We start from the raw sequence: 19,298 nt of genomic DNA on the forward strand, positions 1-19,298 counted from the left end.
TGCTCCTACCTTCGGGATGGGAGGTACCAGGTGGCACCTCGGGACGGACGGACCGAGTGGCGCGTCACCGGCTCGGTGGTCTGGTGCGTGCGAGTGGCCACCGGGGCCGGCTCGTTGGTGCTGGGCTGCCGAGTGGCGGAGGCCGGCTCGTCAGTGGTCTCGGGGCCGCCCTCGACGGGCAGCGGAACGGCCGGGGGCGCGGCGGCACGTGCCGCGAGCACCTCCAGGAGCTCAGGGAACGTCCCGGCGATCTCCTCGGCCAGGGCCCGGCGGGCGTCAGCGTCGAAGACGCCGAGGTGCCGCTTGATGCAGCGGGCGTCCAGCCCGAACTGGGCGATCACCCCTCGCAGGGCGACCTGGTTGCGGTCGAAGGGCGACCGGGCCGGCAGGCCCGACCGGACGCCGACGCTGGTCTGCTCGTAGGCCGGGAACACCACCGGCCCCAGCTCGAAGAGCTGCACCTCGAGGATCTCCCGCCGGACCGGGCCGCGGTCGCCCGGGTCACGCAGCAGGTCGGACAGCTCGTCGTCCTTGATCTTCTTCCCGTCGCGGTCGACCCACTGGTCCTTGACGACGCGGAACTTGAACGACATGCCGCGGATGGCCTTGCCCTCGACGGCCTGGCGGATCGGCTCGACCACGTCGTTGGCGAAGAGCCGCGCCCGGGTGAACAGACCCTCGTCGTCCTCGTACAGCTCCTCGATCGAGGCGATGGGCACGGATCCGACGCGCTTGTCGTTTCCGTGGTCGAACTGCATGACCGGCTGCCGCTCCCGCAGGGTCTTGCGGAACGCGCCGCGCTTCACGACCTCCTCGAAGCTGCCGGCCCACGACTCGATGACGGTCGGCTGGTCGAACACCGCACCGTATCCGCGCAGCGTGCGCCCGTCGTTCGGCTCGTCGTCGCCCGGCTCGGTCGCCCTGAACTCGAAGAAGTGCGCCCGCACCTCCTGGCGCAGGACCTGGCGCGGGTCCACCTCGGTCACCGTCATGTCTCGGTACCTCCCTGCGGCGCCTCTCCGGCGCTGTCGTCGCTGCCGGATGACCCGCCGTCGCCGCCTTCGCCGGGGGTTTGGAGCTGGACGCTGACCCGGCCGGTGTGCACGAGCCGCGACCAGTCCGAGGTCTGCACCGCCTCGATCGCGCTCTGCGCGGTGAAGCCGTCACGCACCAGGGCGGTGATCGTCAGCGCCTCGGTGGACTGCACCTTCGCCGCATCCGCTGCATCCATGTGCAGGAATGGAATGCCCTTCGTGGCGAACCACAGGCTGGCCCCGTTGTCGGGCCGGTCGAGCAGCACCTCCAGGGCGGAAGCCACCTTGCCCCACAGGTCCTGGAGCGTCCCGTCGGACAACCTCCTACGGGCTGCCGTGAAGTTCCCCGCATTGAGCGCTGACCCCTGCAAGCCCTCCGAGAAGCCGACCCAGGACGGCGGCACTCCGGCGGCCGACGCCAACCGAGACTCGGCCTTGCCCTGGATGACCGCGAAGTCCAACTGCTTCATGTCCGCGCCGATCGCCTTCGCGTCCGCGCCGCCGCCCAAGTAGAGGGTCTTGTACGCATTCCACGCCCCGGCGTGCTCGGCCTCGAAGACCTCCTTGAAGTCCTTCACCGCCTGGACGTTGATGCCCGGATCGAACCGGATCACCATGTTCGGCGTCGCCGCGTTCCTCAGGAACGCCCGCTTGTGGTCCGTCATCAGGTTGTCGCCGGACAGGTCCCGGATCACTGGCGTCATCCACGACATCCCGAGGAACACGCCGTCGGGGTCGGGGATCGGTGCGTAGTGCGCCACCTCGTCCGGCAGCAGCACCTTCATCTGCCCATTCGGCGGCTTGTACACGTAGCCGGCCAGCTCGACGTCCGCCGCTTCTTCCGGCCGCTCCGCGTCTTCCTCCGAGCCGAGGACGATGTACATCCACTCGGGGCGCAGCCGGACCAGCCGCGACTGCCGCTGCCGGCGCAGCCGGCGGACGTACGAGTTGCCGGCCGTCGACACGTCCAGCTCCATGCGGGTCAGCAGGTCCGCCGTCGTCCCGCCCGGCCAGGGCCGCTCCAGGACCGCGAGCTCCTGTGACCCGAACAGGTCCGCCGGGGCCCCGCCCACCCACCGGGTCCACTGGAACCGGATCTGAGCGAAGAGCTGCATCCTGGCCAGGATCAGGGCGAACGTCGGCCCGTTGGACCGGGCGACCTGCGTCAGCGTCGCCCCGATCGCCTCCTCGTTCAACGTCCCCATCGACGTCTGGAGGAACGGGTACGCCGAACTCCCGAAGCTGAACAGCTCCGCGAAGTCCTGCATCGACAAGGAGCTGCGAGTCGACCGGGCGCTCTCCGGCACCAGCAGACCACGCTGTAGCTCGTAGGAGGTCACGCAGCCGGCCCCCCTTTCGTCAGGTCATCGCGAACGGCCTGGGAGCCGCAGGGGAATGGATCCGGACCGTGCCCAGCGCCCAGACCGCGAGGGACGCGGCCACCAACGGGCAGATGTCCGTCGTGATGTCGCGGCGGTTGAACGCCCACCCGTCGCCGATGACGCGCTTCGTCGCGCCGGCCGCCGCGGTGGTCAACATCGGCTGGCCGAGATGCCACAGGTCCGGCTTCGCGTCGTCTGTGCCGGTCAACCCGTCGTAGATGCTCCCGGCGGCGGCGACCAGGTCGGCGACGCCAGCGCGGATCACCTTCAGCTTCGTGCCGTCCTCGAGTTCGGCCCCGTCCGCCGCGTCGGCGATCGCCTTGTCGCTGACCACGACCGCCAGCGGCCGGTGCCGTTCGGCCAGCACCTTCAGCCGATCGACGATCCACTTCGTGCCGGGCTCGTGGTCGATGACGTCGACGACCCGGCCGCCGGCGAGTCTCGGCCCGCACGCGGCGATCGCCGCCCACGTCCGGTCCGGAGTGACGTCGACGGCCAAGACGAGCGGCTCGCCCATCACCGCCCGGGTGTCGAGCTGCCCCAGCCAGGACCCTTCGGCGATAATCTGCCAGCGCGGGTTGCTGTCGTCGATCCGCCGGGGCCAGATACCCAGCCGCTCCCGCGCCCAGCCCGCCAGGTCCGCCTTCGCCGCCCGCAGCTCGCGGTCGATGCCTTCGAGCGTCTGGCCAGTGCCGTTCGACCGCCGGACTTCCAGCGACGGGTTCGTCGCAGCCCAGTTCGCGGGGTCGGCGAGGTCGACGCCTTCGAGGTTGTCGAGATCGCCGCCCAGGCCGTAGTCGCGGTACCCGAGCGACGGGTCCTGCTCCCACGGGCCGTCCTCGCGGGTACGCGGGGCCGTCGGGTCGCCGCGGTGCCGCAGCGCGTACATCACCGCTCCGGTGGTGCCGGTCAGCGGCGGCGAGCTGGTGTAGATGATCTGGGAGTTCGGGATGGCCGACACGGTGTAGAGCAGCGCCGAGTGCTGGTCGACGGTCAGGGCGTACGCCTCGTCGATGATGTTGCAGTCGCCCGAGAATCCGCGGCCGGAGCCCTTCGAGCGGGCAATGAACCGGATCCGCGCGCCCGTGTCGAGGCGCTCGAAGCCCTCCTCGTTGTGGCTGCTGGTGATCTTGACGCGGATCCCGTCGACGTCCCACAGGTTCTCGTCGTCGCCGACCATCGTGCCCAGCGCCTTGACGAGCGCCTTCATCCGCCGGAACGCTTCCATGGCGGTTTTGAGCTCGTGCGCCGACCACATGATGAGCTGCTCGCCGAGGAGGAGGAACCCGGCCAGGGCGCGGGCCTCCAAGATGCCGCCCTTGCCGTTCTGGCGGGTGACCCACTCGCAGTGCTCCCAGCAGGCCCACTTGCCGTCGGGGCGGGTGGACAGCATCAGCGTGATCGAGTCCTGCTGCCAGTCGTCCAGCGGCCGGCCGGCCCGCACCATCAGCTCAGCCGCTTCGGCCCCGAAGCTGTCGACGTACTCCGGGTGGGTCTCAACCCGTGGCCTGCGCGCGCCGCGCATCGGCAATCCGAGCGGTGAGGTCAGCGACACCGGCACGACCCTCACCGCCCTTCGCTGCGCTGCCCTCCGGCCGTCCGGTCGGCGGCGGCACCGCCCGACGGCCGCGCCCGAGCTGCTGGAGCATCCGGGCCAGGGCCGCCTGCTGCTGCCGCGACTCCGTGAGCACCTGGTCGACCACGAGCGTCACCGGCCCATCGCCCCGGGCCTGCCGCAGCCGCACCCACACCGCGTCGCGGCCGTTCAGGATCGCGTCGAGCCGGTCCAGGCGGTCCGCCGTACGGCAGGCCTCCTCCAGCAGCACCAGGTCCCGAACCGTCATCCCCGGCGTCTCCGCCACCGTCGCCGCCCACAACCGGGCGCCCCGATCCCGCAGCCCGGACGGTGCGACCGGCAGATCCTTGCCGGTAACGGTCGCAACGGGCGGCGGCACCTCCACGGGCTGCGGTAGGCAGTCCTCCCGGTCTGGCAGGCAGAGGCTGTGATCACCGGCTTTGTGCGCCCGATGCCGGCGAACACGCTCCGCTACCGTCCGGTCGGCCAAGGGGGCACCTCCCAAGATCAGCGTTACGGGGGGAGATTCCCCTGAGGCGTGGGCGGGTCAGGGTGCTGGGTTGATCCGTCCGGACCCCACCCCCCTGTCCCTCACGCTCTGTCACCATTGCCGTGAGTGACGTTCGGTGGTCGCTCGTCGCATTCGTCGGAGCTGGGCTCCCAGCCTGGCGCCTGCTGACCGGTTGCAGTGGGCGTGTGCCATGCGGCGGGGGCCGTGGTGGCCGCCGAGGGCGCGGGGTTGTGCGTGGTCGAGGTCGAGGTCTTGTCCTCGCAGCATGAGCTGGTGGCAGTAGGGGCAGGGGGTGCCCCATGCCCTGGGTAGGGCCTTGGCCCGTGCCTGCTGGTGTTCCCACCCGAGTCCTTGTTGGGTGGTGGTGAGGCGTCGCCGCTGGGGTGGGTTGCGGGGCATGGGTCACCTCCGGCGGCTGTGCCCGGGTGGGCGGGGGTGGGGGGTGGGGGTGGGGTGCCGGTGGGTGCCTGCCCTGGTCGGGTGGTGGGTACGGAAACAGCCCGGGAGCCGTGGGGCTCAGCCGGGCTGTTCGCCTACTGACGAGTGGTCACGGTCTCCACCCGAGAACATGCTCGGGCGGTCCGAAGTGGTCGATCAGCATCTCGATGTGCGATCGGAGCGCCGCGTCGTGACGGAACCACTCGCCGGTAATCCGCTGGTCAGCGAACTGCCGGTGGCGCATCTGTTCGAGGTCGCGTTGGCCGGGCTCGACGGCGAGCACTTCGTCGTGGGGCAGGTTGTCGAGCCGGGTGCGGAGTGCTCGGCTGTGGCCGATCTTCACCCGGTCGGCGAAGGCGATGTAGTAGACGACCGGCCGGTCAGGGGGCGGAACGATGCTTCCTGTCCGCTTTTGGGCAGCATCCGTCTCCGAGGGAAGCTCCGTCATTGTGGCGTCGGAGGTGATCTTTGGCAAGTGAGCGGTGAGTGTGACCTTGCGCTTGCGGCCCTTGGGTGAGGTTCGTGTGCGGCGTTCGACTTCGACGATGTCGTCCCACTTGAACAGGTGGGAGCGGCCGGGAAGACGGCCGGCGGGTGTGAGGAGGCCGCGGCGGACCCAGTTGTTGATGACGTACGGGGTGATGTCGGGTCCGAGTTGGGCGCAGGCCTCGTTGGTGGTCACGAACTCGACGCCGTGGAGTTGTTCCATCAGCTCACCTGCCTGAGGGTCGGTTCTGCGTTTCCATGATCGCATTCGGGGGCGGTGTCGTCATGCTGCTCGGCGTGTGGTGGGCCAGGCGCTGGCGGGCCAGATGTGGCGGACTCCGGCGGCGCGGACGGCCATGCGGCAGGTGCAGTCGGGGCCGGTGCAGAGGCAGCCGTCGGTGCCGGCTTCGCAGGTGACGGTGCGGGTGTAGGTGGGGCCGCTGGTGTGGAGCCAGAGTTGCCGCGCTGAGCAGCGTGGGCAGGCGAGGCCGACGAGCAGTTCGCGGTCGGGTTCCAGGGCGAGGCGCCTGCGGATCCGCTCGTCGGCTTCGTCGAGCCAGAGGCTGAGTTCGCGGGCGGTGCTGGGCCGCAGCGTCGGTACGGCGGCCGTGAGGGTGGGGAGCGGGTCGCCGGTGGTGGGGAGGGTGAGGGCGGCGGCGAGCCAGGCGAGGGTGGCGGTGGTGCGGGTGGCGAGGCGGCCGAGCTGGCCGTCGCGGACTTCGGGCTCGAGGAATTCGACGACGGTGCGGCCGGATGGGTCGCCGTGGCCACCGCGACCGGTGGGCCCGGGGATGGGCCTCCACGCCTGGAGGTTGCCGGCGGCGGCCCACACGCGGGCCTCGTCGCGGCGGTCGGCGGTTTCGACGGCGACGGCGGTGTCGAGGTGGCGTCGGGCGGTGGTGAGTGCCCAGGCGGCGCGGGTGGCGTGGTGGTGGTGCGGGTGGGTCACGTGGGTCCTCATGCGCTGCGGGGGCCGGGGAAGGGGATGAGCTGCGCGAACCCTTCGCGCGCGCGGTCGTAAGTGGCGGTCTCAGGTCTAGGTGGTTGGCCGGGGTAGTCGGTGAGCGAGCGATCCGAGTCAGTCCGGCGGCCCGAAGGGTCGTCGGGTCGCCGGGGGGTCCGGGGGCCAGCGTGGCCCCCGGGGTGAGGTACTTCCGCGACGACCGGTAGGACGCCGCTCCTTGTCTCCTCCCTTGGTTCCTCTAGTGGTTCCTCTTGGTTCCTAGGGGGGACACCCGGTGTCCCCCTATCCGGACACCCGGTGTCCTCCTGAGGGGGACACCCGGTGTCCTCCTCAGGAGGACACCCGATGTCCCCCTGGGAATCCACGGTGCACTGACGCTTACCGATGGATCGGGGGGTGTTCAGGAGCGTCAGGCGATAGATGGCTTTCTTTCCCGAGCGCCCCGTCGACACCCTCTCGATCGCGCCCTCGCGCAACAGGTCCTCGATGGCGCGGCCGACCGTCCGGGTGGCGGTGTCTCGGCCGCCGGCCCGCTCGTTGCGCAGCACGGTGACGAGGGGGTCGCGGCCAGCGAAGTACGTGGCCGCCGGAACCTGGTCCTTGGCCTCGTCGAGGGCGCTCAGGGCCATCTTGACCGCCACCCGGAACGCCCGGTCGGGCAGGTGCGCCCAGCGGGCCAGGACGAGGGAGACGAGGCGTGCGCCCACGGGGACTCCTTGCGGCTCGGTTCGTGCGGGGTGGTGCGCGCGACCCCCGGGCCCGCGTACTGCCGGGTCCGGGGGTCGGGGGTGGGGCTGGTCAGCGTCGGCCGATCGGGATGGTGGCCAGGAAGTCGGCGACGTCGACGTGCTCGGGGCCTCGGCCGCAGCCGGTGGTGCGGAGGTGCCGGCGCTCGACGTCGACCAGGCGCTCGCGCTGGAAGGCGGCGACGAGGACGCCCTTGCCGCCGGGGCAGAGGCAGGTGGTGGGGTCGCGGTGGACCACCGTGGTGGTCGCGTCCAGGGTGCGGCGGGTGCGGGTACGGGTAGCCACGGCGGTCACTTCCTCTTCTTGCGGGGGGCGGGGCCTCGGGCTGCGGCCTCGTTGCCGCAGCTCGTGCAGGCGGTCGGGTACCAGTCGATGCGGCCGGCGCGGTACGGCGGACCGAACGGCTTGATGTAGCCGCCGCACGCCCGGCCGGCGGTGGGGTTGCGGCAGGTGCCGACGGGTTCGCCGCGGGCCCTGGCGTCTTCCCACGGGGCTGCGTTGATGCGGTGGGAGCCGTCGAGGCGGAAGCGGCGCCAGATGTCGGGGCCGTCCGTCCTGGGGATGAGCGGGGCCTGGTGGGTCACCGGGGCACCTGCCGTTCGTGGACGGCGCAGCCGGTGAGCAGGATGACGTCGCGCGGCCGTGGTTCGGGGCCCGGGCGGGTGCACAGGAGCCGGGTGCAGCCGCAGGTGAGGCGGTGGGCGGCGTCGATCGTGACCGGGGTGGTCACCGTGGTGCCGGTGGTGTCGTCCAGGGTCGCGGTGACCTGGCCGCCGGGCTGGTAGGGGGACTCCCGGCGCCACTGCTCGTACCGGGCCTTCGCCGCCTCGGTGGCGGGGACGCCCTTGCAGGAGTGGATGGCCTCCCACACCCACTTGCCGCAGAGGTCGCACTCGGTGCGGCCGTCGCCGGGGTCGGTGTGCGGGTGGTCGGCGGGTTGGCGGATCACCGGAGGACCCCCAGCCACCGGCCGGCCCGCCGCCACACGCTCGGCCGGGGTCGGGTCTCGGCAACGGCCTGGCGGATCCGCTCGGCGCGGCGCGCGGCCAGCTCGGTTCCGGCCAGGCGTCGGCCCTCCGCGATGTGCGGCCGGAGGGCCCGGGTGGCGGCGGCATGGGCTTCCTCGAGGGCCGGCCCGGCGAGGCTGCCGGGGGTGAGGTCGGCGGGCGGTCGCTCGGCACCGGGCACGTCGCGGAGCCACCAGGACGGATTGCCCGGCCGGGTGTCGGCGTAGGTGGCGTACCCGGGCCGTCCGGCGGCGATGCGGCGGAGCTGGTCGTCGTCCACGTCAGCCCTCCCGCCACCCGGTGACCGGGTGGTACGTCCAGGTCGCGCGGTGCTCGTCGCCGGCCCACTCCTGCACCTCGGTGGTGCGCTTCGGCGACCACTCGTACCGGTTGCCGGGGCGGGCGCGGAGCAGCCGCACGGCGGTCTGCGCGGCGGCGAGAGAGCCGTAGACGCCCAGGATTTCCAGGGATTCCTCCCAGTCCTGGACCGGGTCGACGGCGATGTAGGCGCGGGCGGAGTGCGGGGTCGCGGCCACGGGTCAGCCCTCCGCGATCCGGTCGCCGATGAGCAGCCGGTCGCCGAGGTCGTTGGCGGTTGCCTCGTACCTTCCGGCCGGGAGCCGGGTGGCGGGAGGCAGCTCGTCGGCCAGGTCCTGCACGAGGCAGATGACGGCCGGGCCGGTGGGGGTGGCCACCGTGCAGTCGGCCGGGTGGTCGATGCGCCAGGTTCCGTCGCCGACGACGACCAGGACGTGCCCGCCGGCGGACTGGTCGTCGTCGGGGACCGGCCGGGCCGTGCAGTAGCCGCCCGCACCGTGGCGGTGCTCCGGCGCGCTGGGCGTGCAGGGGCAGCCGGCCTTGTCGACGGCGCGGACGACGTTTTCGGCCGCCGTCCAGTACCGGCGCAGCTCGAAGTGGCCGACGGGCTCGGGGCCGGGCTGCTCCTGTTCGCGGTCGTCGGGCCAGCCGAGGGACTCCAGGGCGGCGAGCACGCGGGCCGGGTCGATCGGGGTGTCGGTCATCGTCCGGCCTCCGGCTGGTCGACCCGGTCGCCGATCCGGAGCTGGCCGTCGATGCTGTCGACCGTGACCGCGTACCGGCCGAGCGGTGCCGGCGGGTCGGTGAGGTTCTCGGCGGCGAGGTTCACGGCGCAGCCGAAGAGGTCGCCGTGCCGGCAGGCCAGTGGGTGCTTGATGGTCCACCCTTTGGGGCGGATGTCGATGATGTGGCGGGGGTCGTCGTCGGCGGCGAAAGCCAGCCGGCGTGCAGCCGGACCCCGTCGGCGGTGACCGGCAGCGCGGTGAGGGTCGTCGTCGGCGGCGGGGGCGAGTCGGCCGGCGGCGGCGAGGACGGCCACCACGGCGTCCGCGTAGTGGTTGAGGAGCTCGTCCTCGGTGCGGTCGCTCCACGCCTGTGCGGCGGCGGCTCGGACGGCGGCGCGGGCACGTTCGATGTCGGCTTCGGTGTACGGCAGGGTCATGGTCTGTTGGCCTTTCGGAGGAGCTCAGCGAGCAGCCGCGCCCGCAGCGAGCGGCTGCGCATGCGGCGGATGATGTGCGGCCAGGCGTAGCGGAGGAGGTGCCGGCGCACCCACGGGTCGGTCACGGCCCGGTCTGCCGGTAGCCGTGCCGGTGGAGGCTGCGCATTGCCCGCCGCTTCGTCCAGCCGGACCCGCAGCGGCGCAGGTGCGCGGGGAACGGGGTCGGTTCGGCGAGGTAGCCGTTGAACGCGCCCTTCACCTCCCGCCACTGGCCGGCGCGGGCCCGGCGGGCGACGTACCGCAGCGTCTGGGCCAGGCGGCGCAGCGCCCAGCCGAGCGCGCCGTAGCGGCGGGCCCGGCGCAGCATCAGCAGGTCGGCGAGCACCCCGACGGGGTAGATGTCGATCCGGTCAGCCATGGTGTTCCTCTTTCGGCAGGTCGGTGGGGGGCTGCCTCAGCGGCAGGCCACGGTTACGGCGCATCCGCTGGCTGATCTGCTGGCGGGTCGGCTCCAGCCAGCTGTGGTAGCCGACGCCGGGGTGCCAGCGGCAGGCGTGGCCGCGCTGCTCGGCGGTGCAGACCCGGCAGCCCAGCGGCGGCGTGTACGCCTGCCAGGCGCGGACGGTGTCGCCGTCGAGCCGGTAGTGGGCGGTGCCGGGCGGGTGGGGCCGGCGGTCACACCGCAGCCCGAGCACCGGGTTGGTCTCGACGCAGACCGGCTGTCCGGCCTCGGACAGGTCGTGGCAGACGCAGGCGCAGCCGATGGGGTCGTCGCAGCCGGGCAGCTTGGTGAGGCACTGCATGGTGATGTGTCCGGTGAGGCCGGACGATCCGTGCGGGCCGGTCACCGCTGCCTCCACCGGTCGGCCTGTGGGCAACGGACGAAGTGGGGCAGCCGCAGGTCCTTGCGGCCGAACGCCAGGTGCGGCTTGACGATTCGCGCCACCACCTGGCCCTTGTCGTTGGTGGACAGCGCGACGTTGCCGTTGGCTGCCGGCTCGGCGTCGACGGGCATGTCCCGCCCCCGCTCGGTGACCGCCCAGATGATCTGCGTCGGGCAGGACCGGCACTTCTCGATCGGGTACGCCGGGGTATTCATCGGCCGACCACCGGACCATCGGTCAGCGGGTGCCTCGGGTCGTCGCGGAACCCCCAGCACTCCGCGCACGTTGAGGACGTCAAGGGCCGGAACCGGTGCGGGATCTGCGTCGTCGCCAGCCGTCCGGAGGTGAGCGGCAGCGCCTGCTCCGCGATCCGCCGGTCGATGGCCGAGACCCCTCTCCGTCGTATCCGGGACCGGTAGTCGGCCGTGGACGTCGACGACGCCCGCCGGCACGGCTCGCAGGGGTGCTCGCCGGCGCGGCGGTGTCGGACGTAGCCGGCGCGCTCGCCGCACCGCCCGGTGTCGGTCGGTGCGGTGAGCTCGACGGCGGCGGTCACGTCGGCCTCCCGGCGAGCAGGGCCCGGACGGGGCCTTCGGGGTAGCGGCGGTGCCCGCCGGGGGTGCGGATGCTGGGCAGCTTCCCGGCCTTGGCCCACCGGGTGACGGTCTTCGGGTCGACGCGGAAGATCGCGGCGACCTCGGCGGGGGTGAGCAGCCGGTCAGCCACGGCGGGCCCCCTGCCGCTCCTCGATGACGGCACGCCACACCCCGTCAAGTCCTGCGTACTCCTCGGCGTGGAGGTCGCCGGGGGCCGCCTCGAAGCCGAGACCGATGGCCTGGTCGTAGGTGATCGGCGTCTGCCAGAAGTCCCCGACGACCTGGCCGAGGACGCATGACAGGGAGTCGTCGAGGTCGAGGACGTCGACGTCGATCCGGTCGGCCCAGCCGGGGTGGTGCTGGTCGAGCCAGGCCACCCCAGCGGTGACCCGGTCCTGGAGCTCGTCGACGGTCAGCGCGGTCACGACAGCTCCCGGGGCGTGATCACGGCGGTCCACTCCTGGGAGACCTTGGCCGGCTGTCCCAGGCCGGTCGGGTCCGGGTCGTTGGCGGCGGTCGCGGCTGCCAGGGCCAGGACGGCGTGCCCGACCCCGGCGATCAGCACCTCCAGCGACGGGGCGGTGTAGTCCCGCTCGCTCTCGGGTAGCGCGCCAGCGGCGAGCAGCCGTTCGGCCTCGCGGTAGTGATCAGGCCCGGTCACGCGGCACCGTCCCCGTCGGCCTCGGGGAGGAACGCCACCCCGGGCGCCCGGTCGGCCCGTTCCGCCTCGGCCGCCTTGCGCTCGGCCCGCTCGGCCATGAGCTCGTCGGCCGACGGCTCCGGCACCTGGCGGCCGTCGCCCGGCGCAACGTCGAACAGAGTCGGGTCGCCCTCCAGGCTCTTGCCCGTCCGGTCCTGGTACCGCTCGGCGAGGATCTCCCGCACCCGGTCCGACTGGACGCCGTCGACGGGCTCGATGTGCGTGATCTGAATGGTGGGGATCTCGACGCCCTCGTCGATCTCGTCGGTGACCCGCTTCACCTCGTACGCCACCACGGCGTACCTGGTGCCGCGCGGCTGCCCGACGAGAGCCTCGGTGATGTAGTCCAGCCCGTTGAACTCGCGCTGCGCGCGGGTGAGCTGGGCGGAGATCTTGACCGTCATGGGGTGGTGCTCTCCTCAGTGGTGGGGGTGGCCACGGCGGGCGCCGTAGCCGGATCGGGGGTGCCGGCCGACGCCGGTGGCCGGTGGACGACCAGCACGGTGACCGGGATCAGCGGGTGCTCGTGCTCGACGGGCACCGTGTATCTGGACCCGCAGCCCTCGGCGACGCACTGGCTGGCGTCGTAGCGCCAGAGGACGCGGGTCGCGGCGGTCACGCCGGCGATGACCGCCTCGTCGAGCTGCGCCTTGTGCCGCTGGCCCCGGGCGGTGGCCCGGCCCAGCTCGGTGCGCAGGTGCGCCACGGTGGCGCGCTCGCTGTCCAGCTCGCCGGCGAGGGCCTCGACGCGCCGCTCGGCGTCCTCGGCCCGGCCGGCGGTCCGCTGGTGGGCGGCCTGCTCGTCGACCAGGGCCTGACCGGTGTCGGCCAAGGCCTCGGCGAGCCTCTCCACTGCCCCGACCACGTCGGTTTCGTCGTCCACCTCGGTTAGGCCGAGGGCGGCGTGAATCCGCCCTAGCGCGTCGTGCTGCTCGTCGATGCGCTCGTACGCCTGGTCCCGCTGCACCTCCGCGCCCTGGCGCTCGCGGCGTTCGGCGGCCATGTCGGCCACCAGCCGGTCCACGCGGTCTACCAGGTCGGTGTCGGGGTCCGCGCCGAGCGACATGCGGATTCGGCCCAACTGCTGCTCGGCAGCGTTCAGCCGGCCGATGTTGGTTTGGCCCATCCGGTCGGCCGCGTCGAGCTGGTCCCGCCAGGAGAACGCCTCGTCGATGGTGGGGAGGACGTCGTCGTAGAAGGCCTGCATCCGCTCCAACGCCGCGTCCATCTGGAGCTGGGCGTCGATTCGGGCGATCTTCCGGGCGTGCTCCGGCGTGCCGGGGACGTCGGCGGGGTCGACCGCCGCCGGCTCGGGGTACGGCGGCAGCGTCGTCTCGTACAGGTCCAGCGCGATGGACTCCTGGGTCATCCCGGTCAGCTCGCGCCGCTCGGCGACCACGTCCTCGCACATGGCGTGGTCGTGCTCGCCGTCGTCCTCGCCGGCCGGGTACGCGCACGTCGGCTCGGCGATCTGGCTGGCGGCCTCGCCGGGAACCGGAGCGGGCGGCTTCTTCGCCGGCTCGTACTTGCCGCACGGGCAGCCGAGCTCCTTGCAGCCGACCTTGCCCCGCTTGTGCACCCACTGCCCGTGGCCGCACCAGCCGCACGGGCCCGCGTCGGGCAGCACGGCGGTCATACCGGCACCACCGGCCCGGCCTCGGTAGCCAAGGTCGGCCACGACACGTTGCCGAGCGCCCTCCGCTGGTGGGCCGTCATCCCGGTCACCAGCGGCTGCCCGTACGCGGTCAGGGCCAGCGACAGCAGCGCGACCGCGTCGGCCTGGTCGTGGCCGTCGATGTGGAGCAGCCGGCCGTACGTGGCGGTGACGGCCTCCAAGACCGCGGTCTTGGAGGCGTTGCCCTTGCCGGTGGCCCAGGTCTTCACCTCCGGCGGGTGCACGTCGCGGTAGGTGATGCCCTGGGCGTGGAGCCAGTGCTTCACCACGCCGTGGAGCTCGGCGAGGCGGAGGGTGGTCGCGCCCTTGCCGTCGAAGAGCGGTAGCCACTCGATGACCACCAGGTGCGGCCGGCACTTCACCGCGGCCGCGACGTCGCGCAGCACTGCGTTGACCCGGGTGTGGTCCATGTCGGTGGCGCCGTGCGCGGTCCGGGCGGTGTGGACGGTTCGGGCGAGCAGGCCGGGCTCGCCGTGGTGGTTGTGAGTGGCGGCTACCCCGGTGGCGGCGAGGGACAGGTCGAGGGCGACCATGCGCAGCGCGGTCACGACGGTCCGCCGGATCGCGCCATGTCGGCCAGCCGGCCGATCGCCAGCGACGCCACCCCGGCCAGGATCGATTCATAGTGCTCGACCCCACCCCGGGCCGTGACGACCTCCTGGATGACGGCGTCGATGCCCGCGAGCCACGCCCGCATCTCCCCGCCCGCCTTCGGGCCGGGGGTAGCGGCGCGGTCGGTGACGAGCCGGTCGAGGATGTCCCGCGCCTGGGCGTGTCCCCGGTCGACCAGGTGGTTCGGCACCCTGTCGGGGTTGATCCCGGTCACTCCCCGGCCTCCGACCGGCGCTGCCGGACCACCCGCGCGTACATCGCGCCGAGCTGCTCCGGCTCGCCCATTTCGTTGGTCACCAGCGCGCCCAACAGGTTGTGCTGCTGGAGCTCGCCGGACATCTGCTTGAGCCGGCCCAGGGACGTGCGCGGGTCGGCGATCTCGTCGCGGTAGTCGGCCGGCTTCGGCGCCGGGGCCGCCCCGCGCTCGTGGCTGCTCGCCTCCGCATCCAGCCGGGGATCCCGCGTCGGAATCGACAGCGCGGTGATTAGCAGGTTCCGGTACGCGACCGTGCAGGCCTTCGTCGTGGACTTGTCGCCGGAGTCGAACGCCTCACCGCACGACTGGGCGGGCATCTTGTCGCCCTTCGGCCCCCAGATCTCGTACGTCACGGTGACCGTGCACTCGCGCATCTTCGCGCCGCCGGAGGTGGTGATGTCTCGGTAGGACGGCTCGGTGCGGACGGGGATGACCATGGCACCGTGGCGACGCAGCGCGGGGCCGACGGCGTTGAGCACGCGGTCGACGCCCCGATAGTTGTACTTGGGGCCCCGGCCGCCGGTGCGGGCCGGGTCGTGCAGGTCGCCCTTGCCGACCGACTGAACGTCGGCCATGACCCGCGCCCACGCCACGTGCACGGGCACCTGGTCGACGTCGGCGATCGCGCCGGTGTACTCGATGTCGGGCAGCTCGTCGGCGGGGTCGGTGGGGGTGTGGCCGGTGCCGGGGGCGGCCGGGGCGGGCCAGTCGGCGGCGGGCGGGGCCTCGGCGGCCTCGGCGCGCTCTCGCAGGCTCACTCGAACTCTCCTGTCCTTCGCAGATCCGGCGCGAGCCGAACCTGGTGATGGGTCTTCTCGGCGACGCAGTCCGCGTACGCCTGCGGGTGCCGCTCGCGGAGCCGGTCCAGGTCCACCGACCGCTTGGTCACCGGGGCGAACTCGTACGCCAGCTCCCCGCCGAACGTGACGGTCCGCGCGCCGGCGGCCAGCCGGGCGAGGGTGGCCCGGGCCCGCTTCAGCCGGCGGTCCGCGGCGCCGGCGCGGGCGGACAGCTCGGCGTACTCCAGGACCTCCCCGACCTCGTCGAGGCTGATCTCCCCGACCCGGTCGGGGTGCATGAGCGCGTCCATCTCGATCAGCGCGGCGGCCTTGTTCAGGTCCCACTCGGGTTCGACGCCAGCGAGCAGGTTGCCCTCGCGGAACCGCTCGACCTCGCGGAGGATGTACCGCTCCATCCGCTCGTCGCGCTCGATGACGGTCATCTTCAGCTCGTTGCCGCCGAGCAAGACGGCGACGTGGACGTGGTCGTAGCCGGTGACGCGCATCTGCCACACGCCCTGGGCGAGGACGTCGTCCGGGACGTCGGACCGCCACCGTGATGCCTTGAAGGCACTACGGCACTTCACCTCCAGGGCGCAGCGCTTCTTCACACCGCGGTCCATGGGGCACTCCAGGACCTGCCGGTCGAGGGTGGCCATCTGCCACGGCTGCTCGTGGTGCGCGACGAGGCCCACGCGCTGGACGACGGACCGCTGCCGGCGGGCCCACTCCCGGGCGACCGGCTCCTCGAGGAGCCGACCCCACAGGGCGGCCTCGCCGGCGTCGTCGACCAGCTCGCCGCGCTTGTCGCGGTAGACGTGCACGGCGGTGTGCTTGTCGGCGACGCCGAGGATCGCGGCGACGTCGGATGAGCCGATGCCCTGGCGGCGGGCTGCGAGCCAGGTGTCTCGGTCGGCGTCGGCGGGCAGGAGCCGCACGGCGGTCGGGGTGACCCGCCGTGCGGCTGCTCCGGTGGTGCTGGTCGTCATCGGCCCGCCACGCAGGCCTCGGTGCACCGGTCGTGCATCTGGTCCCCAGCCGGGCACTGGCCGTTGTTGCAGTCGTCGCCGCAGCCGCCGGGCACGTACCCGTGGGGCAGCGCGTCCGGCCCGTGCTCGGGTCGGCCGGGCAGGGCGTCGACGGCGGCCGACAGTTCAGCCGGGGCCGGGCCGACCACCATGCCGGGGGTCGCGGTGATCGGTTCCCAGATGCCCATGAACTCCCAGGTGGTCTGGTCGCCGAACGGGGCGCGTCGCCAGCCGCCGGCGGGGTGCCGCGTCCACTTGTCGCCGTCGCGATCCCAGACGGCGGTGACCTCGGGGCCGGGTTCGGTGGTGAGGATCTGCGGGGTGGCGGCGGCCAGCTCGGCCTGGAGCCGGCGCACCTCGGCGAGCAGCGGCCGGACGTGCTGCACCAGGTGGCCGGCGGACCAGGCTTTCTCGCCGCCGGGACCGATCGCCTTGTCGTACCGCGCCAGCTCGGCCTCGATCGCGTCGAGGTTGACCCCGCTCACCGGGCACCAGCCGGCCCGGCCGGCTCCGGCTCGTTGACGGCGATCTCCGAGACGTGCACCAGGTAGCCGAGCCCGTCGACCTTGCCGTACAGAACCTCGTTGTCGGCCGGCAAGCCGGCGAACCCGCCCCGGGCCGCGTAGGTGAGCGCGGCGGGGTTGCCCTCGCAGACCATCCAGGACCGGCCGCCCGACACGTTGATCCACCAGTCCTCGACCTTGTATTCCTTGCCGCCGAGCTTTGCGACCTGGGCGCGGATGGTGACGGTCTGCCCGGCGAGCGGGCTGCGGGGCCGGATCACTCGGTCACCGCCTCGGCCAGCTCGGCAGCCAGGGCGTCGGCGATCCCCGGCTCGGCGAGGGTGCCGAGGCTGGCCAGCGGCGCGTCGAGGGCGTCGACCCAGGCGGGCGCTACCTCGGTCGGCGCGGTGGCGGCCACGGTCGGCAGCTCGGACGTGACGGCGGTCAGCGCCGGGGCCGGGTCGGGCGTGGGCTCCGTGCGGGCGGCGGGCGGGCGCAGCGCCCGCAGCGCGGCGCCCAGCTCGGTGATGGTGGCGGGCATCAGGACTCCTCGGATCGTTTGCGCAGGTACTGCTCGGCCTCGTCGCCGACCCCGTCGGCACCCAGCAGGGCGGTCTCCTGGTCGGGCGCGAGGAGGGGCCGGTCGGGCTGGAGGATCGCGGTGGCCACGGCGCGCTGGGCCGGGTCGTCGAGCGGCGCGAGCGGGCAGCCGGCCGGCTCGGTGGGGGCGACGATCACGGCGTGGGCGACGATCGCGCCGCTGATGAGCAGGGCGGCGGACAGCGGCGCCCACCACGGGACGGTGGCCACGGCGAGGACCACGGTCACGCTCATGCCGCGTCCGCCCGCGTGGCGGGCGGGACGGGCACCCCCGCACCCGTCCCGCCCTGCTGGGTGACCGCCCGGCGGGGCGGCCGGCCGGTGATGGACAGCCCGTCGACCCCGGGCGGCACCGGGGCGGGGGCCGGCTGGTCGTCCTCGCGGGAGTAGCCGAACCCGGTGGGGTCGCCAGCGGCCATGAGCTGCCGGGCGGCGAGCGCGCCCTGGAGCACGGCGGCGTGCATCTGGGCCTTGCCCGCGTTGAACGTGTACCCGCCGTAGGCGTCGGCCAGGGCGAGGTTGACGTCCTTCGCGCGGGCGATCTGGAGGTCGTCGAGCCCTTCGGCCTTCCACTTCTCGGTGAGCTCGGCGTTGATGCCGCGCCACCGGTTGGAGGCGTCGATCGCGGCGGCGGCGGCCTTGCGCATCGCGGTCTCGTGCATGGTCACCCAGGCGCGGGCGGCGTCGTCGAGCACGGCGATCACGCCCCGACCGGCGCAGGGTCGACCGCACCCCGGTACGACATCAGCGCTTCGTGGTCGGTCATCCGTTGCCGGCTGACGTAGAACACCTCGTAGGTGAGTCCGCCGAACGCCCGCTGGGTGTGGGCGCTGCCGTTGTCGGAGACCACCTCGGTGCCGAGCAGTTCGGCGGCGCGGGCCACCTCGGCCTGCCCGGCCGCGTCGTTGTCGAGCAGCACGGAGCGGCTGATCTCCGCCCTGGGCAGGGGCAGTGCGGGGTTGGCCTCCAGGGCGTCGGCCAGTTCCCGGAGGCCGGCGATCAGCGCGGCCCGCTCGTCGGCGCTCACCGGTCGCCCCCGGCCACCTCGGAGAGGCTCGCGCGGGTGTAGCCCGGACCGCCGTACGGCGCGCACCACGGGAAGTGGAGGCGGCCGCAGGCCGGGCAGCCATCGTCCTCGCTGGCGGCCTGGTCGGCCCCGGCCGGCGCCTCGTCGGTGGCGGCCGTCGGCCACTCCGACTCCGGCAGCTCCGCCATCCGGTCCAGCAGGCCCAGGGCGTCGAAGCTCCGCCAGTCGTACTGGTCGCACCACGCCCTGCCGAACACCTCGACCATCCGGGCCCGCGCCGTGGCGTACGTGCCGGTGATCCGCACGAACCGGCCGTCGTGCTGCTGGCCCGCGCCGAAGGTGAACAGCCACTCCTGCGTCGGCTCGGCCAGTGCGGTGGCCGTGATGGCCGAGGCCTCCGCCGTCACCCCGGCGGACACCGCCGGCGGCTGGTCCCCGCACGCCGGGCACGGCTCCGTCGGCTCGCCCGGCTGCTCGTGCCACGGATCCGGGCAGACGTCCAGGTCCGACGGACAGTGCAGGAAAAGCTTCACCTCCGCCAGGTCCCCGTCACCCAGATCCGTGATCAGGTTCCGGTTGACCCGCCCGCCCCCGCGCGTCTCCATGGGCGCGACACCGAGCGCGTCCGCCCACGCCCGCAGCTCCGTGGACGACCCGAGGCCGATGCTGATGTGCAACCCGGCCGCCGTGATCGGCAAGCGGTTCAGGTTCATCGCCCGCCGCACCATGTCGATGCCCCGGTCGACGACGTCCCGGCGGGCCGCCGCGACGGCACGCTCGACGTCGGCGGCCGACGCCAGCCGCACGTGGTGGGTGGTCTTCCACCGGGCGATCCACGGGCCGTTGCTGCGGCCGAGTCCGACGGGGTGGAGGGTGGCGGCGATGGACGGGATGCCGTCGCCGTCGCGGTAGTTGTAGCGTCCGACGACGCGGTGGACGCCGTCGCAGTTGAGGACGTGGTCGCCGTCCTCGATCGTGCTGGCGGGCTTGTACTCTTCGGTCATCGACCTTAC

The 19,298-nt window shown here is 73.1% G+C and carries 33 protein-coding genes; all 33 read right to left on the bottom strand.

Annotation, left to right across the window (positions count from 1 at the left end; all coding sequences use genetic code 11):
• Positions 1 to 5: 5 nt before the first annotated feature.
• The 33 genes from AWW66_RS03355 to AWW66_RS03520 all read right to left on the bottom strand — a co-directional run bounded on the left by AWW66_RS03355 (position 6) and on the right by AWW66_RS03520 (position 19,289).
• Positions 6 to 992: an HK97 family phage prohead protease gene (locus AWW66_RS03355; protein ID WP_067359815.1), complete on the bottom strand. Its 987-nt coding sequence runs from the start codon at positions 990 to 992 to the stop codon at positions 6 to 8.
• On the bottom strand, positions 989 to 2,374 hold the full coding sequence (locus AWW66_RS03360; RefSeq protein ID WP_067359816.1) for a phage portal protein: 1,386 nt from the start codon (positions 2,372 to 2,374) through the stop codon (positions 989 to 991). The genes AWW66_RS03355 and AWW66_RS03360 overlap by 4 nt, the downstream gene beginning before the upstream one ends.
• 19 nt (positions 2,375 to 2,393) lie before the next feature.
• Positions 2,394 to 3,977: a hypothetical protein gene (locus tag AWW66_RS03365; RefSeq protein ID WP_157527114.1), complete on the bottom strand. Its 1,584-nt coding sequence runs from the start codon at positions 3,975 to 3,977 to the stop codon at positions 2,394 to 2,396.
• Positions 3,913 to 4,482, bottom strand: coding sequence for a hypothetical protein (locus tag AWW66_RS35885; protein WP_281179553.1), 570 nt, complete (start codon positions 4,480 to 4,482; stop codon positions 3,913 to 3,915). The genes AWW66_RS03365 and AWW66_RS35885 overlap by 65 nt, the downstream gene beginning before the upstream one ends.
• A 568-nt stretch (positions 4,483 to 5,050) precedes the next feature.
• The gene (locus AWW66_RS03375) at positions 5,051 to 5,650 is read right to left on the bottom strand and encodes a GIY-YIG nuclease family protein (RefSeq protein ID WP_067359818.1); all 600 of its coding nucleotides are present in this window, start codon (positions 5,648 to 5,650) and stop codon (positions 5,051 to 5,053) included.
• Positions 5,651 to 5,710: 60 nt separating this feature from the next.
• Positions 5,711 to 6,376 carry a hypothetical protein gene (locus tag AWW66_RS33360; protein WP_157527118.1) on the bottom strand — a complete coding sequence of 222 codons (666 nt, stop codon included), beginning with the start codon at positions 6,374 to 6,376 and terminating at the stop codon, positions 5,711 to 5,713.
• 8 nt (positions 6,377 to 6,384) lie between these two features.
• Positions 6,385 to 7,098, bottom strand: a complete 714-nt coding sequence (locus AWW66_RS03385; protein ID WP_067359820.1) for a hypothetical protein — start codon at positions 7,096 to 7,098, stop codon at positions 6,385 to 6,387.
• Positions 7,099 to 7,189: 91 nt separating this feature from the next.
• Positions 7,190 to 7,432, bottom strand: coding sequence for a hypothetical protein (locus AWW66_RS03390; RefSeq protein ID WP_067359821.1), 243 nt, complete (start codon positions 7,430 to 7,432; stop codon positions 7,190 to 7,192).
• Positions 7,429 to 7,722, bottom strand: coding sequence for a hypothetical protein (locus AWW66_RS03395; RefSeq protein WP_067359822.1), 294 nt, complete (start codon positions 7,720 to 7,722; stop codon positions 7,429 to 7,431). The genes AWW66_RS03390 and AWW66_RS03395 overlap by 4 nt, the downstream gene beginning before the upstream one ends.
• Entirely contained in the window at positions 7,719 to 8,087 is a 369-nt protein-coding gene (locus AWW66_RS03400) for a hypothetical protein (RefSeq protein ID WP_157527120.1), read from the bottom strand. Before AWW66_RS03400 ends, AWW66_RS03395 begins: the two co-directional genes overlap by 4 nt.
• Positions 8,084 to 8,425 (bottom strand): hypothetical protein, encoded by a 342-nt coding sequence (locus tag AWW66_RS03405; RefSeq protein ID WP_067359824.1) that lies wholly within the window; start codon positions 8,423 to 8,425, stop codon positions 8,084 to 8,086. Before AWW66_RS03405 ends, AWW66_RS03400 begins: the two co-directional genes overlap by 4 nt.
• Position 8,426: 1 nt before the next feature.
• Entirely contained in the window at positions 8,427 to 8,681 is a 255-nt protein-coding gene (locus tag AWW66_RS03410) for a hypothetical protein (protein WP_067359825.1), read from the bottom strand.
• A 3-nt stretch (positions 8,682 to 8,684) separates the two neighbouring features.
• Positions 8,685 to 9,167 carry a hypothetical protein gene (locus AWW66_RS03415; protein WP_067359826.1) on the bottom strand — a complete coding sequence of 161 codons (483 nt, stop codon included), beginning with the start codon at positions 9,165 to 9,167 and terminating at the stop codon, positions 8,685 to 8,687.
• Positions 9,164 to 9,625 (bottom strand): DUF6085 family protein, encoded by a 462-nt coding sequence (locus AWW66_RS03420; protein WP_067359827.1) that lies wholly within the window; start codon positions 9,623 to 9,625, stop codon positions 9,164 to 9,166. The genes AWW66_RS03415 and AWW66_RS03420 overlap by 4 nt, the downstream gene beginning before the upstream one ends.
• A gap of 121 nt (positions 9,626 to 9,746) precedes the next feature.
• Positions 9,747 to 10,043, bottom strand: coding sequence for a hypothetical protein (locus AWW66_RS03425; protein ID WP_067359828.1), 297 nt, complete (start codon positions 10,041 to 10,043; stop codon positions 9,747 to 9,749).
• Positions 10,036 to 10,473, bottom strand: a complete 438-nt coding sequence (locus AWW66_RS03430) for a hypothetical protein (protein ID WP_067359829.1) — start codon at positions 10,471 to 10,473, stop codon at positions 10,036 to 10,038. Before AWW66_RS03430 ends, AWW66_RS03425 begins: the two co-directional genes overlap by 8 nt.
• Positions 10,470 to 10,724 carry a hypothetical protein gene (locus AWW66_RS03435; RefSeq protein WP_067359830.1) on the bottom strand — a complete coding sequence of 85 codons (255 nt, stop codon included), beginning with the start codon at positions 10,722 to 10,724 and terminating at the stop codon, positions 10,470 to 10,472. Before AWW66_RS03435 ends, AWW66_RS03430 begins: the two co-directional genes overlap by 4 nt.
• A 337-nt stretch (positions 10,725 to 11,061) precedes the next feature.
• Entirely contained in the window at positions 11,062 to 11,235 is a 174-nt protein-coding gene (locus AWW66_RS03445; RefSeq protein ID WP_157527122.1) for a BldC family transcriptional regulator, read from the bottom strand.
• Entirely contained in the window at positions 11,228 to 11,530 is a 303-nt protein-coding gene (locus AWW66_RS03450; RefSeq protein ID WP_067359833.1) for a hypothetical protein, read from the bottom strand. Before AWW66_RS03450 ends, AWW66_RS03445 begins: the two co-directional genes overlap by 8 nt.
• On the bottom strand, positions 11,527 to 11,766 hold the full coding sequence (locus AWW66_RS03455) for a hypothetical protein (protein WP_067359834.1): 240 nt from the start codon (positions 11,764 to 11,766) through the stop codon (positions 11,527 to 11,529). The genes AWW66_RS03450 and AWW66_RS03455 overlap by 4 nt, the downstream gene beginning before the upstream one ends.
• Positions 11,763 to 12,209 carry a hypothetical protein gene (locus tag AWW66_RS03460; RefSeq protein ID WP_067359835.1) on the bottom strand — a complete coding sequence of 149 codons (447 nt, stop codon included), beginning with the start codon at positions 12,207 to 12,209 and terminating at the stop codon, positions 11,763 to 11,765. Before AWW66_RS03460 ends, AWW66_RS03455 begins: the two co-directional genes overlap by 4 nt.
• Positions 12,206 to 13,441: a hypothetical protein gene (locus tag AWW66_RS03465; protein ID WP_067359836.1), complete on the bottom strand. Its 1,236-nt coding sequence runs from the start codon at positions 13,439 to 13,441 to the stop codon at positions 12,206 to 12,208. The genes AWW66_RS03460 and AWW66_RS03465 overlap by 4 nt, the downstream gene beginning before the upstream one ends.
• On the bottom strand, positions 13,438 to 14,028 hold the full coding sequence (locus AWW66_RS03470; protein WP_067359837.1) for a crossover junction endodeoxyribonuclease RuvC: 591 nt from the start codon (positions 14,026 to 14,028) through the stop codon (positions 13,438 to 13,440). Before AWW66_RS03470 ends, AWW66_RS03465 begins: the two co-directional genes overlap by 4 nt.
• Positions 14,025 to 14,306 (bottom strand): hypothetical protein, encoded by a 282-nt coding sequence (locus AWW66_RS03475; RefSeq protein WP_067359838.1) that lies wholly within the window; start codon positions 14,304 to 14,306, stop codon positions 14,025 to 14,027. The genes AWW66_RS03470 and AWW66_RS03475 overlap by 4 nt, the downstream gene beginning before the upstream one ends.
• Positions 14,303 to 15,106 carry an ERF family protein gene (locus tag AWW66_RS03480; protein WP_083978181.1) on the bottom strand — a complete coding sequence of 268 codons (804 nt, stop codon included), beginning with the start codon at positions 15,104 to 15,106 and terminating at the stop codon, positions 14,303 to 14,305. Before AWW66_RS03480 ends, AWW66_RS03475 begins: the two co-directional genes overlap by 4 nt.
• Positions 15,103 to 16,116, bottom strand: a complete 1,014-nt coding sequence (locus tag AWW66_RS03485) for a YqaJ viral recombinase family nuclease (protein WP_067359839.1) — start codon at positions 16,114 to 16,116, stop codon at positions 15,103 to 15,105. Before AWW66_RS03485 ends, AWW66_RS03480 begins: the two co-directional genes overlap by 4 nt.
• Complete coding sequence (locus AWW66_RS03490) at positions 16,113 to 16,640, bottom strand: hypothetical protein (protein WP_067359840.1); 528 nt, start codon at positions 16,638 to 16,640, stop codon at positions 16,113 to 16,115. Before AWW66_RS03490 ends, AWW66_RS03485 begins: the two co-directional genes overlap by 4 nt.
• Positions 16,637 to 16,939: a hypothetical protein gene (locus AWW66_RS03495; protein ID WP_067359841.1), complete on the bottom strand. Its 303-nt coding sequence runs from the start codon at positions 16,937 to 16,939 to the stop codon at positions 16,637 to 16,639. The genes AWW66_RS03490 and AWW66_RS03495 overlap by 4 nt, the downstream gene beginning before the upstream one ends.
• On the bottom strand, positions 16,936 to 17,199 hold the full coding sequence (locus tag AWW66_RS03500; RefSeq protein WP_067359842.1) for a hypothetical protein: 264 nt from the start codon (positions 17,197 to 17,199) through the stop codon (positions 16,936 to 16,938). Before AWW66_RS03500 ends, AWW66_RS03495 begins: the two co-directional genes overlap by 4 nt.
• Positions 17,199 to 17,492, bottom strand: coding sequence for a hypothetical protein (locus AWW66_RS03505; RefSeq protein WP_067359843.1), 294 nt, complete (start codon positions 17,490 to 17,492; stop codon positions 17,199 to 17,201). Before AWW66_RS03505 ends, AWW66_RS03500 begins: the two co-directional genes overlap by 1 nt.
• On the bottom strand, positions 17,489 to 17,962 hold the full coding sequence (locus AWW66_RS33365) for a hypothetical protein (protein ID WP_067359844.1): 474 nt from the start codon (positions 17,960 to 17,962) through the stop codon (positions 17,489 to 17,491). The genes AWW66_RS03505 and AWW66_RS33365 overlap by 4 nt, the downstream gene beginning before the upstream one ends.
• Positions 17,959 to 18,285, bottom strand: coding sequence for a hypothetical protein (locus tag AWW66_RS33370; protein WP_067359845.1), 327 nt, complete (start codon positions 18,283 to 18,285; stop codon positions 17,959 to 17,961). Before AWW66_RS33370 ends, AWW66_RS33365 begins: the two co-directional genes overlap by 4 nt.
• The gene (locus AWW66_RS03520; RefSeq protein ID WP_067359846.1) at positions 18,282 to 19,289 is read right to left on the bottom strand and encodes a hypothetical protein; all 1,008 of its coding nucleotides are present in this window, start codon (positions 19,287 to 19,289) and stop codon (positions 18,282 to 18,284) included. The genes AWW66_RS33370 and AWW66_RS03520 overlap by 4 nt, the downstream gene beginning before the upstream one ends.
• Positions 19,290 to 19,298 lie beyond the last annotated feature (9 nt).

It is taken from the genome of Micromonospora rosaria (genome assembly GCF_001567585.1).
Lineage (GTDB): Bacteria > Actinomycetota > Actinomycetes > Mycobacteriales > Micromonosporaceae > Micromonospora > Micromonospora rosaria.

Bases quoted from the DNA above. Each gene is read 5' to 3' on its own strand.
- AWW66_RS03355 (WP_067359815.1), bottom strand. From the start codon at position 992: ATGACGGTGACCGAGGTGGACCCGCGCCAGGTCCTGCGCCAGGAGGTG.
- AWW66_RS03375 (WP_067359818.1), bottom strand. From the start codon at position 5,650: ATGGAACAACTCCACGGCGTCGAGTTCGTGACCACCAACGAGGCCTGC.
- AWW66_RS03415 (WP_067359826.1), bottom strand. From the start codon at position 9,167: ATGACCGACACCCCGATCGACCCGGCCCGCGTGCTCGCCGCCCTGGAG.
- AWW66_RS03420 (WP_067359827.1), bottom strand. From the start codon at position 9,625: ATGACCCTGCCGTACACCGAAGCCGACATCGAACGTGCCCGCGCCGCC.
- AWW66_RS03425 (WP_067359828.1), bottom strand. From the start codon at position 10,043: ATGGCTGACCGGATCGACATCTACCCCGTCGGGGTGCTCGCCGACCTG.
- AWW66_RS03435 (WP_067359830.1), bottom strand. From the start codon at position 10,724: ATGAATACCCCGGCGTACCCGATCGAGAAGTGCCGGTCCTGCCCGACG.
- AWW66_RS03460 (WP_067359835.1), bottom strand. From the start codon at position 12,209: ATGACGGTCAAGATCTCCGCCCAGCTCACCCGCGCGCAGCGCGAGTTC.
- AWW66_RS03465 (WP_067359836.1), bottom strand. From the start codon at position 13,441: ATGACCGCCGTGCTGCCCGACGCGGGCCCGTGCGGCTGGTGCGGCCAC.
- AWW66_RS03485 (WP_067359839.1), bottom strand. From the start codon at position 16,116: ATGACGACCAGCACCACCGGAGCAGCCGCACGGCGGGTCACCCCGACC.
- AWW66_RS03500 (WP_067359842.1), bottom strand. From the start codon at position 17,199: ATGCCCGCCACCATCACCGAGCTGGGCGCCGCGCTGCGGGCGCTGCGC.
- AWW66_RS03505 (WP_067359843.1), bottom strand. From the start codon at position 17,492: ATGAGCGTGACCGTGGTCCTCGCCGTGGCCACCGTCCCGTGGTGGGCG.
- AWW66_RS03520 (WP_067359846.1), bottom strand. From the start codon at position 19,289: ATGACCGAAGAGTACAAGCCCGCCAGCACGATCGAGGACGGCGACCAC.